At 51.8% G+C, this 13,305-nt stretch carries 12 protein-coding genes; 8 read left to right on the top strand and 4 right to left on the bottom strand.

Annotated features, from left to right (window positions below):
- Nucleotides 1–113 precede the first annotated feature (113 nt).
- The 3 genes from clpP to bolA form a co-directional block, all read right to left on the bottom strand.
- Nucleotides 114–737: an ATP-dependent Clp endopeptidase proteolytic subunit ClpP gene (gene clpP / locus F3J37_RS12795; protein WP_008103933.1), complete on the bottom strand. Its 624-nt coding sequence runs from the start codon at nucleotides 735–737 to the stop codon at nucleotides 114–116.
- 336 nt (nucleotides 738–1,073) lie between these two features.
- Nucleotides 1,074–2,378, bottom strand: a complete 1,305-nt coding sequence (gene tig / locus F3J37_RS12790) for a trigger factor (RefSeq protein ID WP_166933729.1) — start codon at nucleotides 2,376–2,378, stop codon at nucleotides 1,074–1,076.
- 301 nt (nucleotides 2,379–2,679) lie between these two features.
- Complete coding sequence (gene bolA, locus F3J37_RS12785; RefSeq protein WP_166933727.1) at nucleotides 2,680–2,994, bottom strand: transcriptional regulator BolA; 315 nt, start codon at nucleotides 2,992–2,994, stop codon at nucleotides 2,680–2,682.
- A gap of 267 nt (nucleotides 2,995–3,261) precedes the next feature.
- Here bolA and F3J37_RS12780 point away from each other — a divergent pair, with 267 nt between their 5' ends.
- From F3J37_RS12780 to F3J37_RS12745, 8 genes are all read left to right on the top strand, one after another.
- Nucleotides 3,262–3,840, top strand: a complete 579-nt coding sequence (locus tag F3J37_RS12780) for a lipoprotein (protein ID WP_166933726.1) — start codon at nucleotides 3,262–3,264, stop codon at nucleotides 3,838–3,840.
- 54 nt (nucleotides 3,841–3,894) lie between these two features.
- Entirely contained in the window at nucleotides 3,895–5,382 is a 1,488-nt protein-coding gene (gene ampG, locus F3J37_RS12775) for a muropeptide MFS transporter AmpG (protein WP_166933724.1), read from the top strand.
- Between the two features lie 440 nt (nucleotides 5,383–5,822).
- On the top strand, nucleotides 5,823–6,749 hold the full coding sequence (cyoA, locus tag F3J37_RS12770; RefSeq protein WP_034828097.1) for a cytochrome o ubiquinol oxidase subunit II: 927 nt from the start codon (nucleotides 5,823–5,825) through the stop codon (nucleotides 6,747–6,749).
- Between the two features lie 4 nt (nucleotides 6,750–6,753).
- A complete protein-coding gene (cyoB, locus tag F3J37_RS12765; protein ID WP_166933722.1) occupies nucleotides 6,754–8,736 on the top strand; it encodes a cytochrome o ubiquinol oxidase subunit I in 1,983 nt (660 codons plus the stop codon).
- A complete protein-coding gene (locus tag F3J37_RS12760) occupies nucleotides 8,736–9,353 on the top strand; it encodes a cytochrome o ubiquinol oxidase subunit III (protein WP_166933720.1) in 618 nt (205 codons plus the stop codon). The genes cyoB and F3J37_RS12760 overlap by 1 nt, the downstream gene beginning before the upstream one ends.
- Nucleotides 9,353–9,682 carry a cytochrome o ubiquinol oxidase subunit IV gene (locus tag F3J37_RS12755; RefSeq protein WP_034828092.1) on the top strand — a complete coding sequence of 110 codons (330 nt, stop codon included), beginning with the start codon at nucleotides 9,353–9,355 and terminating at the stop codon, nucleotides 9,680–9,682. Before F3J37_RS12760 ends, F3J37_RS12755 begins: the two co-directional genes overlap by 1 nt.
- Before the next feature lie 13 nt (nucleotides 9,683–9,695).
- Nucleotides 9,696–10,583, top strand: coding sequence for a heme o synthase (cyoE, locus tag F3J37_RS12750; protein WP_034828090.1), 888 nt, complete (start codon nucleotides 9,696–9,698; stop codon nucleotides 10,581–10,583).
- 256 nt (nucleotides 10,584–10,839) lie between these two features.
- Nucleotides 10,840–12,204, top strand: a complete 1,365-nt coding sequence (locus F3J37_RS12745) for an MFS transporter (RefSeq protein ID WP_034828088.1) — start codon at nucleotides 10,840–10,842, stop codon at nucleotides 12,202–12,204.
- A gap of 61 nt (nucleotides 12,205–12,265) precedes the next feature.
- On the opposite strand, the gene adhP is transcribed toward F3J37_RS12745, so the two are convergent.
- The gene (adhP, locus tag F3J37_RS12740; protein ID WP_201785697.1) at nucleotides 12,266–13,300 is read right to left on the bottom strand and encodes an alcohol dehydrogenase AdhP; all 1,035 of its coding nucleotides are present in this window, start codon (nucleotides 13,298–13,300) and stop codon (nucleotides 12,266–12,268) included.
- Between the last annotated feature and the right edge of the window lie 5 nt (nucleotides 13,301–13,305).

Below are 13,305 nucleotides of genomic sequence, written 5' to 3'. Positions count from 1 at the left end.
TCGTTCTCAGACCCAATTTGGTGTACGGCACTGGCCGCACATCAACGGCCGATATTCATGCAACTCATCGTGCTGCCCCGTTAACTATAGCGTAAGGGGCAGCCAGATGTGTCTTATTGGCGATGCGTCAGGATGGAATCGACCAAGCCATACTCTACCGCTTCGCTGGCAGAGAGGAAACGATCGCGCTCAGTGTCGCGTTCGATCTCTTCCAGTGATTTGCCGGTATGTTCAGCCATCAACTCATTCATACGCTGCTTCACTTTCAGAATTTCACGCGCATGGATTTCAATATCCGTCGCCTGGCCCTGATAACCGCCCAGCGGCTGGTGAATCATGACGCGGGAATTCGGCAGGCAGAAGCGCTTACCTTTGGTACCTGCAGTCAGCAGGAACGCACCCATCGAACAAGCCTGACCCATACAAATGGTGCTGACGTCCGGCTTGATGAATTTCATGGTGTCATAAATCGACATCCCGGCAGTAATTACACCGCCTGGCGAGTTAATGTAGAGATAAATGTCTTTTTCAGGATTCTCAGCTTCCAGAAACAGCATCTGCGCCACGATCAGGTTGGCCATATGATCTTCAACCTGGCCGGTCAGGAAGATCACACGCTCTTTGAGCAGGCGGGAGTAAATGTCGTATGAACGCTCGCCGCGCGAGGTTTGTTCGACCACCATTGGCACCAGCGCCATGTGCGGTGCAGTAAATTCACGATCGCCACTGTATGACATTACCGTCTCCTGATAAATTTCATTGGCAACATTCTGTACCGATATTACGTGAGGCGCGTCGGGAAAACTATGCGCTGCCTTCTCACTCCGACATAACAGGACGGTTAATCAGCCAGTCTCACTGTTTTCATGCATTCTCCCTGTATCTGGGGATGCTGCCCAGTTGTTTCAAGCATAACAACCTTTTGCCCATTCGCTAACACGGAAAAAGAGCTTAGCGAACAATTTGCCGATTAATTAGGCAAATAGAGGACAAATCTGTGCGGTTAGCGCCTTAAAACGAAAAAGCCCGCGACTTTTCAGTCGCGGGCTTCGCACTTTCGGTTAACTAACGAATCAGGCCGCTGAGGTCTGGTTCATCAGTTCCTGGAAGTTGGTTGCTTTATCGGTCACTTTGGCTTTCGCCAGAACCGCTTCAACAGCCTGCTCTTCCAGTGCAACGTTGCGCATGTTGTTCATCAGCTCGTTGTTCTTGCTGTAGAACTCGATCACTTCCTGCGGATCTTCGTACGCAGAAGCCATCTCTTCGATCAGCGCTTTAACGCGATCTTCGTCTGCTTTCAGCTCGTTGATGCGAATCACTTCGCCCAGCAGCAGACCAACAACAACGCGACGTTTAGCCTGCTCTTCGAACAGCTCACGTGGCAGCTCGAAAGCTTGCTTCTCGTTGCCACCAAAACGCTGAGCAGCCTGGCGACGCAGCACGTCGATTTCGCTGTCGATCAACGCCACTGGCACGTCGATGTCGTTAGCTTCAACCAGACCATCAATCGCCTGAGATTTCACGCGGTTACGGATAGCGCCTTTCAGCTCGCGATCCATGTTCTTACGCACTTCTGCACGCAGACCGGCAACGGAACCATCTTCAACGCCAAAGCGCTTGATGAACTCTTCAGTCAGCTCTGGCAGCTCGCGAGTTTCCACTTTTTTCAGCACGATTTCGAACTTCGCGTCTTTCCCTTTCAGGGTTTCAGCGTGGTAATCGTCCGGGAATTTCACGTCGATAGTGAAGGTTTCGCCCGCTTTGTGGCCAACAACACCTTCTTCGAAGCCTGGGATCATACGACCCTGGCCCATCGCCAGTACGAAGTCAGACGCTTTGCCGCCTTCGAACTCTTCGCCGTCTACTGAACCGGAGAAGTTGATGGTTGCGCGATCTTCAGCAGTCGCTGCTGCATCGCTCTCTTTCCAGGTCGCCTGCTGCTTCTGCAGGGTTTCCAGCATGGTATCAACGTCAGCATCGGTGACTTCAACCACTGGCTTCTCGACTTCGATAGCATCCAGGCCTTTCAGCTCAACTTCAGGATACACTTCGAACTCAACCGCGTAGGTGAAATCTTCACCTTCTTTGTACTCACCTGGCACGTAGTTTGGTGCGCCAGCTGGGTTGATTTTCTCTTTGATGATGGCGTCAACGAAGTTGCGCGTCATCAGCTCGCCCAGCACGTCCTGGCGAACAGAAGCACCGTAGCGCTGAGAAATGATGTTTGCCGGCACTTTGCCTTTACGGAAACCGTCGATACGGACTTTCTTAGCCACTTCCACCAGTTCTTTCTTCACTGCGCTTTCGATGCTGTCAGCTGCAACAGTAATCGAAATGCGACGGCCCAGACCCTGAGTGGTTTCTACTGAAACTGTCATCTTGTTACCTCAAAAAATCACGTGCTCGGTCAACTTCAGACACCACACATTAAATGCGCCGTATCCAACAATCGGGACGGCCTCTGCAGGCAGAACCTAATCCCTGTCACCAGAAGCGTCCCGAAGACATTCCGGAAAAATAGACGCCGCATTATAGCGGCATCGCTGGAATGAGTCGAGGCTGCAAACTCACCACTTTTTAGCGGTTTTGCTGCTTTTTTGCGCCATGGATCGCGTTTGAGGGTAATAGATGAAAAGAAAACGGCCCGCAGGCCGTTTTGAGAGAGGATGAAGTGTGAACTCAGGCGAGGGTACCCGCTCCACGACAGTTCGGTGACCCCAGCACGGTATCTTGCAAACCATCCCACTCTTTTTGCGTGTAAGTGTGTAGTGCCAGTGCGTGCACGCTCCCTGCTAACTCTTCGGTCAATTCGCCATAAATGGCGCGATGACGCTGCAGGAATCGCTGGCCGGTAAACACATCGCTGACAATCACCACTTTAAAGTGACTTTCAGAACCAGCGGGCACGTTATGACGATAGCTTTCATCATGCACTTCGAGATGTGCAGGTTCGAACGCCTTACGCAGCTTTTCTTCTATTTGTTCGCGAATCATTGTTAACACTCCTCAACGGCGAGCGCTGTGCCCATCTGTTTAAATATTAGTAGGTTTTTTGCCCAACCCGCAGGCGCGCCGGAAATAATTCCTGATCTGCTGCGCATCTTAGCGGGCTCATGCGTCAGGTCAATGCTGTTGCATGACCGCCTGTCCGAAAAAAGCCTTTACAATCAATTTCCACTGGCACGGGGCTTTTTTCGCCGTCGCGCAATGCTATGATGGCCGCAGTTTTGCAAACCAACCCATATGCTAACGAGAATGAGTATGTTGAAAAAACTGTTATTCCCTCTGCTGGCTGCATTTATTTTGGCCGGCTGCGCCAGCAATAACACCACCCTGAACATTCAGCCTAAGATCCAGCTGCCACAGCAAGATCCAGGTCTGATGGGTGCCACCATCAGCGTTAACGGTGCCGATCAGCGTTCCGATCAGGCACTGGCAAAAGTGAATCGTGACGGTCAGTTAGCCACCTTAACACCATCGCGCGATCTGCGTTTCCTGTTACAGGAAGTGCTGGAGAAGCAGATGACAGCACGCGGTTATATGATCGGACCAAACGGTGCGGTTGACCTGCAGATTGTCGTCAATGGTCTTTACGCTGATGTGACACAAGGTAACGTGCGTTACAGCATTACCACCAAAGCTGACATTTCCATCATTGCAACCGCGAAAAACGGCAACAAGCAGGTTAAAAACTATCGTCAGACTTACAGCGTAGAAGGCGCATTCACCGCCACTAACGCGAAGATCACCAACGCGGTCAACTCTACCCTGAGCGACGTGATTGCTGATATGGCGCAGGACACCAGCGTTAACGAATTCATTAAACAGAACGCCCGCTAATTCCTCAGCTATTCTGCCCGGTCATCTTTGGCCGGGCATCATTTCAGGTTGGTTATGACTTCTCACTATCTGCGCATTTTCACCCAACGTAATGCAGCCGTATTGCTGCTGCTCGGTTTTGCTTCCGGACTGCCTTTAGCACTCACAGCCGGGACCTTGCAGGCGTGGATGACCGTAGAGAATGTCGATCTGAAAACCATCGGTTTCTTCTCCCTTGTCGGCCAGGCTTATGTATTTAAGTTCCTGTGGTCGCCGATGATGGATCGCTATACCCCGCCGTTTCTTGGCCGTCGCCGTGGCTGGCTGCTGGTCACGCAACTCGCGCTGATCGCCGGCATTATCGCCATGGGCTTTATGCAGCCTTCGCGCGATCTGACGCTGCTGGCTGCCCTGGCCGTGCTGGTTGCCTTCTGTTCTGCATCGCAGGATATCGTGTTTGATGCCTGGAAAACCGATGTGCTACCGCCAGAAGAACGGGGCAGCGGAGCCGCGATTACTGTGTTGGGTTATCGCCTGGCGATGCTGATTTCAGGCGGACTGGCGCTGTGGCTGGCCGATCGCTATCTGGGATGGCAGGCGACTTACTGGTTAATGGCCCTGTTGATGTTGCCAGGTTTGATTGCGACATTGCTGGCCAAAGAGCCCGCAGCACCCGCGCGCGAGCCGCACACCCTGCGTCAGGCCGTTTCGTTCCCGCTCAAAGACTTCTTCCTGCGTAACAATGCCTGGCTGCTGATCACCTTAATCATCCTTTATAAGCTGGGTGATGCTTTTGCTGCGTCGCTCACCACCACCTTCCTGATTCGCGGCGTAGGTTTCAGCGCCGGCGATGTCGGACTGGTGAATAAAACGCTGGGATTGCTGGCAACCATCATTGGTGCGCTGTACGGCGGTGTGCTGATGCAACGCCTGAGCCTGTTCCGTGCCCTGATGATTTTCGGCATTCTTCAGGCCGTTTCCAACTTCGCTTACTGGCTATTGGCCGTGACGCCGCCTCATTTATGGAGCATGGCGAGCGCAGTGTTCATAGAAAATCTTTGTGGGGGGATGGGCACCGCCGCGTTTGTGGCGCTGCTGATGACATTGTGCAATAAGTCGTTTTCCGCAACGCAGTTCGCGCTGCTCTCTGCCCTTTCCGCCGTCGGGCGTGTTTACGTCGGACCCGCAGCGGGATGGCTGGTCGAGCTGTGGGGCTGGCCGACCTTCTATGCTTTCACCGTGTTTGCAGGCGTGCCCGGTTTATTGCTGCTGTGGATTAGCCGCAGCACCCTGCAAGCCATTCAGCAGAGCGGAGAGTTTATGATACGAACCCGCTGGCCGCAGGGCTATCGCTGGACAGTGCGTCTGTTCAGCTTCGGAAGTGGCCTGCTGGCACTCTGGTTGGTGATGCTAGCCCTGAATGCAGCGGGCATCTGGCATGTCAATGCGCTGCTGACACCACTTTTTGAGATGGGCATGGCACTGGCGCTGGTGGCCGTGGCGCTAGGTGTGATTCTGGATTGTCTGGCATTAAGAAAAATGCCGGGAAAAAATCTGAGTTAAGTAATGATAATTTGCCAGCGGCTAAATATTTGGCTAAAAAAATAACAACGAACTCATTTTAACGAATAGCATTTTTTTCATCGCGAAAAAGAAACATTAAATTAACAACCCTGGATTATATTTAAATCCGGTGCGCAATTACTTTGTAGAAAACTCATCACCCAAATGCTACACAATTGTTAAATAAATGAGCATTAATAGTACGGTTTATGCTTTCCCTGATTTTTCTGCGGTTTCTATCATTGTTTTTTGTTATATTGACGCCAACTGCTTGTCGCAATTAATAATTTGTCACCCTGCGCAACATCTGTGACACCCTTAGCAAAAGGTGTCAACAGCCTTCTGACACATCCTTAAGCTGGTTTACACTGCATAAACCTTCCCGTAAAATGCGCGCACACTTAAACGACAATAGAGCCCTTTGTCATTGAGGTCGTTAAATGAGACTCAGGAAATACAATAAAAGTTTGGGGATTTTGTCATTAATTGCAGGCGCTGTATTACTCAGTGGCTGCGATAGTGCGTTGTTAAATCCCAAAGGACAGATTGCACTGGAGCAACGTTCGCTGATTCTGACAGCTTTTGGCTTGATGATGATCGTGGTTATCCCGGCAGTCTTCATGGCAGTATTCTTTGCCTGGAAATATCGGGCAACCAATACTAATGCGACTTATAGCCCTAACTGGTCACACTCTAACAAAGTGGAAGCCGTGGTCTGGACGATTCCAATCCTGATCATTATCTTCCTCGGCGTGCTGACCTGGAAATCAACCCACGCACTTGAGCCAAGCAAACCGCTGGTCTCTGATGTGAAGCCGGTTGAGATCGATGTGGTTGCGCTGGACTGGAAATGGCTGTTTATCTACCCGGAACAGGGTATTGCAACCGTGAACCAGATTGCCTTCCCGGCAAATACTCCGGTGAACTTCAAGATCACCTCCAACTCCGTAATGAACTCCTTCTTTATTCCTACGCTCGGTAGCCAGATCTACGCCATGGCGGGCATGCAGACTAAACTGCACCTGATCGCCAATGAGCCAGGAACATTCGACGGTATCTCTGCGAACTTCAGTGGTCGCGGTTTCTCTGGCATGAAGTTCAAAGCCATTGCAACCAAAGACGATGCGGAATTCCAGCAGTGGGTGGCTAAAGTTAAAGCAGCACCTAACGCGCTGACCACCATGGATGATTTCGAGAAACTGGCTGCGCCAAGCGAAAATCACCCGGTGGAATATTTCTCAACTGCGAATCCAGAACTGTTCAAGCAGGTTATTGATAAGTTCATGATGAGCCACGGGAAGATGGACATGCCAGAGCACAAAGGCATGGACATGAATCACGCCGCTGCTGCGGGAGCCGAGGAATAATACGATGTTCGGAAAATTAACACTGGATGCAGTGCCATACCACGAACCCATTATCGTGGTAACGGTAGCCGCAATCATCTTAGGTGGTCTGGCACTGGTTGCCGCGATTACTTATTTTGGTAAGTGGCAATACCTGTGGTCAGAATGGTTCACCTCCATTGACCACAAAAAACTGGGTATCATGTACATCATCATGGCTTTCGTCATGCTGCTGCGCGGCTTTGCCGATGCGATAATGATGCGAACCCAACAAGTGATGGCTTCCGCAGGCGAAGCCGGCATATTACCACCGCACCACTACGACCAGATCTTCACCGCGCACGGCGTGATCATGATCTTCTTCGTGGCGATGCCTTTCGTGGTAGGTCTGATGAACATCGCGGTACCGCTGCAAATCGGTGCACGTGACGTTGCCTTCCCGTTCCTGAACAACCTGAGCTTCTGGTTTACTGCGATCGGTGTGATCCTGGTGAACATCTCTCTGGGTGTGGGCGAGTTCGCACAGACTGGCTGGTTGGCTTATCCACCGCTTTCGGGCGCGGAATACAGTCCTGGCGTCGGGGTCGATTATTGGATCTGGAGTCTCCAGCTATCCGGTATCGGTACGACACTGACCGGTATCAACTTCTTCGTGACCATTCTGAAGATGCGTGCACCGGGTATGGACCTGTTCAAGATGCCAGTATTCACCTGGGCATCACTGTGTACCAACGTCCTGATCATCGCTGCGTTCCCGGTTCTGACCGTCACGCTGGCACTGTTGACGCTTGACCGTTACCTCGGCTTCCATTTCTTCACCAATGAAATGGGCGGTAACATGATGATGTACGTCAACCTGATTTGGGTCTGGGGTCACCCGGAAGTATACATCCTCGTTCTGCCGGTATTCGGTGTGTTCGCGGAAGTCACTGCAACCTTCTCCAAAAAGCGTCTGTTCGGTTACACCTCTCTGGTGTGGGCGACCATCGCAATTACCGTTCTGTCGTTCATCGTTTGGCTGCACCACTTCTTCACCATGGGTGCCGGCGCCAACGTTAACGCCTTCTTCGGTATTATGACGATGATCATCGCCATTCCGACCGGCGTGAAAATCTTCAACTGGCTGTTCACCATGTATCAGGGTCGCGTTGAGTTCCACTCAGCGATGCTGTGGACAATCGGCTTCCTGGTCACCTTCTCTATTGGTGGTATGACCGGTGTTCTGCTGGCCGTTCCAGGTGCGGACTTCATTCTGCACAACAGCTTGTTCCTGATTGCACACTTCCATAACGTGATTATCGGTGGTGTGGTGTTCGGTTGTATGGCTGGCGTGACCTACTGGTTCCCGAAAGCATTCGGCTTCACCCTGAACGAAAAATGGGGTATCCGTGCATTCTGGTTCTGGATCATTGGTTTCTTCGTTGCCTTCATGCCGCTGTACGCACTGGGCTTCATGGGTATGACCCGTCGTATCAGCCAGGACATCGATCCTCAGTTCCACTCACTGCTGGTTGTTGCAGCAGGCGGTGCGGCACTGATTGCATGCGGTATCCTGTGCCAGGTTATCCAGTTCTGGGTCTCTGTACGTGACCGCGATCAGAACCGTGACCTGACCGGTGACCCGTGGGGCGGTCGTACGCTGGAGTGGGCAACCTCTTCACCTCCTCCGTTCTATAACTTTGCTGTGATCCCACATATCCACGAGCGTGATGCGTTCTGGGAAATGAAAGAAAAAGGCGAAGCGTACAAGCAACCAGAAAAATATGAAGAAATTCATATGCCGAAAAACAGCGGCGCAGCTCTTATTATCGCAGCGTTCATGACCGTATTTGGTTTCGCGATGATCTGGCACATCTGGTGGCTGGCTGGCCTTACTTTCCTGGCCACTATTGTGACCTGGATTGTGAAGAGCTTCGACGAAGACGTGGATTACTACGTACCCGTTGCTCAGATTGAGGAGCTGGAGAAGAAGCACTTTGATGAAATCAGCAAAGCAGGTCTGAAATAATGGCAACTGAAACTGTGACTAATCACCACCACGACGCCCATGCGGAGCATGGGCATCACGATGCAGGAGCCAATAAAGTCTTTGGCTTCTGGATCTACCTGATGAGTGACTGCATTATCTTCGCAACCCTGTTTGCGACCTATGCAGTTATGGTCAATAACACTGCCGGTGGTCCGGCAGGTAAAGACATCTTTGAACTGCCGTTTGTGCTGGTTGAAACCGCGCTGCTGCTGCTCAGCTCCATTACTTATGGAATGGCAGTGATCGCGATGAACAACCAGAACAAGGGTTCAGTCATCAGCTGGTTGGCTCTGACCTTCCTGTTTGGTGCTGGATTCATCGGCATGGAAATCTATGAATTCCATCACCTGATCCTGGAAGGCTTCGGTCCTGACCGCAGTGGTTTCCTGTCCGCGTTCTTTACGCTGGTCGGTACCCACGGTCTGCACGTGACCTCAGGCCTGATCTGGATGGCAGTGATGATGTTCCAGATTTCTAAACGTGGTCTGACTGCAACCAACCGCACCCGCATCATGTGCCTGAGCTTGTTCTGGCACTTCCTGGATGTGGTTTGGATCTGCGTATTCACCGTTGTCTATCTGATGGGAGCCATGTAATGAGTCATTCAGTTAACGAACATGGCGCTTCTCACGGTAGCGTGAAGTCTTACATGATCGGCTTCATCCTCTCTATCATCCTGACCGGTATTCCGTTCTGGATGGTAATGGATGGCGGCGCATCACACGGCACGATTCTGGGTGTGGTTCTGGTGTGTGCGGTGGTTCAGGTGTTAGTGCACCTGGTCTACTTCCTGCACTTAGACAGCAAGTCAGAGGGTGGCTGGAACATGGTGGCGATAGTCTTCTCAGCACTCATCATTCTGATTGTTGTTGTTGGCTCACTGTGGATCATGTGGAACCTCAACTACAACATGATGGCCGACTAAAGAGTCACACGTAATGATTAAGCAATACCTGCAAGTAACAAAACCAGGAATTATTTTCGGCAACTTAATTTCTGTGATCGGTGGATTCTTGCTGGCTTCGAAAGGCAGCATTGATTACCCCCTGTTTCTCTATTCACTGGTGGGCGTTTCGCTGGTTGTCGCATCGGGTTGTGTATTCAACAACGTGATTGACCGCGACATCGATATCAAAATGGAGAGAACGCGGAACCGTGTTCTGGTCAAAGGCCTGATCTCGGCGAAAGTAAGCCTGGTTTATGCAACCGCATTGGGTATTGCTGGCTTTGCGTTGCTGTATTTCGGCGCTAACCCGCTGGCCATGTGGCTGGCGGTGATGGGCTTCGTTGTCTATGTGGGCATTTACAGCCTGTATATGAAACGCAACTCCGTGTATGGCACGCTGATCGGTAGCCTCTCTGGTGCAGCACCGCCAGTGATTGGCTACTGCGCAGTGACCAACCAGTTTGATGCTGGCGCCCTGATCTTATTGGCTATCTTTAGCCTGTGGCAGATGCCGCACTCGTACGCGATTGCGATTTTCCGCTTCAAGGATTATCAGGCGGCTAACATCCCGGTTCTGCCTGTCGTGAAAGGTATCTCGGTAGCCAAAAATCATATTACGCTATACATCCTGGCGTTCATGATTGCTACGCTGATGCTGACACTCGGCGGTTACGCGGGCTATAAGTATCTGGTGGTCGCAGCAGCGGTCAGCGTGTGGTGGCTGGGCATGGCGCTTTCAGGTTACAAAACTTCAAACGATAAAGTTTGGGCGCGTAAACTGTTTGTGTTCTCGATTGTCGCTATCACAGCATTGAGCGTGATGATGTCGGTTGATTTTATGACGCCGGCCTCTAAAGACCTGCTGACTTACGTCTGGTAATACAGCTCCGCAACACCAGAAAGGGCGCGAATTTCGCGCCCTTTCTTTTTGTTACCACTGCTTAACAACAATTGTTTTACCCGCCCTGCCCTGCTCCCTAAAATAAGAGCTAAATGCCCGGAATAATTCGAGATGCAGGAAGGCGGCAAGTGCATGAATCCCTGGGAGCTTACTAAAGTAAGTGACCTGGGTGAACGTGCGCAGCCAACGCATCTGCGGCTTGAAGTATAAAGGGCATAAACTTACAGAGGTTGGAATGAACGACAATAAAATGACGCCAGTAGAGCTTCGGGCTACATGGGGTTTAGGCACAGTTTTTTCCCTGCGCATGCTGGGAATGTTTATGGTCCTGCCGGTACTCACCACGTACGGTATGGCGTTGCAGGGAGCCAGTGAAACCTTAATTGGTCTGGCAATTGGCATCTATGGTCTGGCGCAAGCCGTATTCCAGATTCCGTTTGGTCTGCTGTCCGATCGCGTCGGTCGCAAACCGCTCATTGTTGGCGGGCTGTTAGTGTTCGTGCTGGGCAGTATTATCGCGGCGATGACCACCTCAATCTGGGGAGTGATCCTGGGTCGTGCTTTGCAAGGCTCAGGCGCAATTGCCGCTGCAGTCATGGCGCTACTCTCAGATCTCACTCGCGAACAAAACCGCACTAAAGCAATGGCGTTTATTGGCATCAGTTTCGGTGTGACCTTTGCTATTGCGATGGTGGTAGGCCCAATTGTTACCCATGCTCTGGGTTTGCATGCACTGTTCTGGATGATCGCTATTCTGGCCTCGCTGGGCATTGTTATCACGCTATTGGTGGTGCCGAGCGCACCGAATCACGTGCTTAACCGTGAGTCCGGCATGGTAAAAGCCAGCATTCGTGAAGTGTTAGCCAACCCTAAACTCCTGAAATTAAACATCGGTATTCTTTGCCTGCATATCCTGCTGATGTCGAGTTTTGTGGCTTTGCCAGGCCAGTTTGAACAAGCGGGCTTCCCGGCATCTGAACACTGGAAAGTCTATTTGGTCACCATGCTGGTCGCTTTCGTTCTGGTGGTGCCTTTCATCATCTATGCCGAAGTGAAACGCCGCATGAAGCGCGTTTTTGTTACCTGCGTGGCACTGATCATTATCGCGGAAATCGTACTGTGGGGTGCGGCTGGTCATTTCTGGACGCTGGTGATTGGCGTGCAGCTATTCTTCCTCGCCTTCAACCTGATGGAAGCTATTCTGCCTTCGCTGATCAGTAAAGAATCACCGCCGGGCTACAAAGGTACAGCGATGGGCATTTACTCCACCAGCCAGTTCATTGGCGTGGCGATTGGCGGCAGCATGGGCGGTTGGATCTTCGGTCACTTTGATGCGCAGACGGTGTTTCTGGTGGGTGCGATTGTCGCGGCAGCCTGGTTGTTTGTGGCGATGTCGATGCAAGAGCCACCTTACGTCAGCAGCCTGCGCATGGTACTCAGTGATGCCGTATTAGCGGTGCCTAACCTTGAGAAGCGTTTAAAAGCGCAGCCGGGTGTCTCTTCAGTATTTATCGTGCCGGAAGAGAAAAGTGCTTACATCAAGATCGACAGTAAAGTGACGAGCCGCGTCGAAATCGAAGCGCTGCTCGCCAGCTGTTAGTTAGTAGTCACACACTCTGTGGCGGCGCGATTAACCGCTCCGCCACAAACCATCACGCTAATTAAAGCGACATATCCACCACGATACGCCCTTCAATTTTTCCCGCATGCATACGCGCAAAAATGTCGTTAATGTTGGTCAGCGGTTCAACCGCCACGTTGGCTTTCACTTTGTGACGACCGGCGAAATCTAACGCTTCCTGGAGATCTTTACGCGTGCCCACAATTGAACCGCGCACCGTAATCCCGTCCAGCACCATATCGAAAATCGACAAATCAAATTTGCCCGGTGGCAGACCGTTCAGCACCATGGTGCCGCCACGGCGCATGGTGCCAATCGCTTGCTCAAACGCTTTCGGTGATACGGCCGTAACCAGCACGCCATGCGCACCACCAAAACTTTCCTGGAACACTTTTGCGGGATCGACGTTCTTCGCATTCGCTACCACACTGGCACCAAGCCGCTTAGCAAACGCCAGCTTCTCATCGTCGATATCCACCGCAGCCACATTCAGTCCCATCGCCACCGCGTACTGCACCGCCATATGACCTAAACCTCCAATACCAGACACCACCACCCAATCGCCTGGCTTGGTATCGGTCATTTTCAGGCCTTTGTACACCGTCACACCGGCACACAGAATTGGTGCGATTTCGTTGTAATCGATGTTTTCCGGGATGATGCCGACATAGTTCGCATCCGCGAGGCAATATTCTGCGAAACTGCCGTTCACCGAATAACCGGCATTCTGCTGTGACAGGCACAGGGTTTCCCAACTATCCAGACAGTGCTCGCAGTGGCCACATGCGGAATAGAGCCACGGCACGCCCACACGATCGCCCAATTTCAAATGCTTCACACCTTCACCGATCGCCACCACCTGCCCTACGCCTTCGTGGCCGGGAATAAACGGAGGGTTTGGTTTAATCGGCCAGTCACCTTCGGCAGCATGTAAGTCGGTATGGCACACGCCGGTCGCGGCGATTTTCACCAGGATCTGGCCCGGTCCCACTTGCGGTACTGGCACCTGCTCAATCACTAACGGTTCGCCAAAGGCTTTAACAACAGCGGCTTTCATGGTGGTTTTGATTTGCATATTCA

Origin of the sequence: Candidatus Pantoea communis, assembly GCF_011752685.1 — a bacterium.
Classification (GTDB): domain Bacteria; phylum Pseudomonadota; class Gammaproteobacteria; order Enterobacterales; family Enterobacteriaceae; genus Pantoea; species Pantoea communis.
The sequence above is the reverse complement of the archived record's forward strand: the minus strand, read 5'-3'. Positions and strand labels throughout refer to the sequence as shown.

What these genes read in the sequence shown, in the direction of transcription:
- ampG (WP_166933724.1), top strand. Translation starts at nt 3,895, where the DNA reads ATGACTTCTCACTATCTGCGCATTTTCACCCAACGTAATGCAGCCGTA.
- bolA (WP_166933727.1), bottom strand. Translation starts at nt 2,994, where the DNA reads ATGATTCGCGAACAAATAGAAGAAAAGCTGCGTAAGGCGTTCGAACCT.
- F3J37_RS12780 (WP_166933726.1), top strand. Translation starts at nt 3,262, where the DNA reads ATGTTGAAAAAACTGTTATTCCCTCTGCTGGCTGCATTTATTTTGGCC.
- F3J37_RS12745 (WP_034828088.1), top strand. Translation starts at nt 10,840, where the DNA reads ATGAACGACAATAAAATGACGCCAGTAGAGCTTCGGGCTACATGGGGT.
- F3J37_RS12760 (WP_166933720.1), top strand. Translation starts at nt 8,736, where the DNA reads ATGGCAACTGAAACTGTGACTAATCACCACCACGACGCCCATGCGGAG.
- tig (WP_166933729.1), bottom strand. Translation starts at nt 2,378, where the DNA reads ATGACAGTTTCAGTAGAAACCACTCAGGGTCTGGGCCGTCGCATTTCG.
- clpP (WP_008103933.1), bottom strand. Translation starts at nt 737, where the DNA reads ATGTCATACAGTGGCGATCGTGAATTTACTGCACCGCACATGGCGCTG.
- F3J37_RS12755 (WP_034828092.1), top strand. Translation starts at nt 9,353, where the DNA reads ATGAGTCATTCAGTTAACGAACATGGCGCTTCTCACGGTAGCGTGAAG.
- adhP (WP_201785697.1), bottom strand. Translation starts at nt 13,300, where the DNA reads ATGCAAATCAAAACCACCATGAAAGCCGCTGTTGTTAAAGCCTTTGGC.
- cyoE (WP_034828090.1), top strand. Translation starts at nt 9,696, where the DNA reads ATGATTAAGCAATACCTGCAAGTAACAAAACCAGGAATTATTTTCGGC.
- cyoB (WP_166933722.1), top strand. Translation starts at nt 6,754, where the DNA reads ATGTTCGGAAAATTAACACTGGATGCAGTGCCATACCACGAACCCATT.
- cyoA (WP_034828097.1), top strand. Translation starts at nt 5,823, where the DNA reads ATGAGACTCAGGAAATACAATAAAAGTTTGGGGATTTTGTCATTAATT.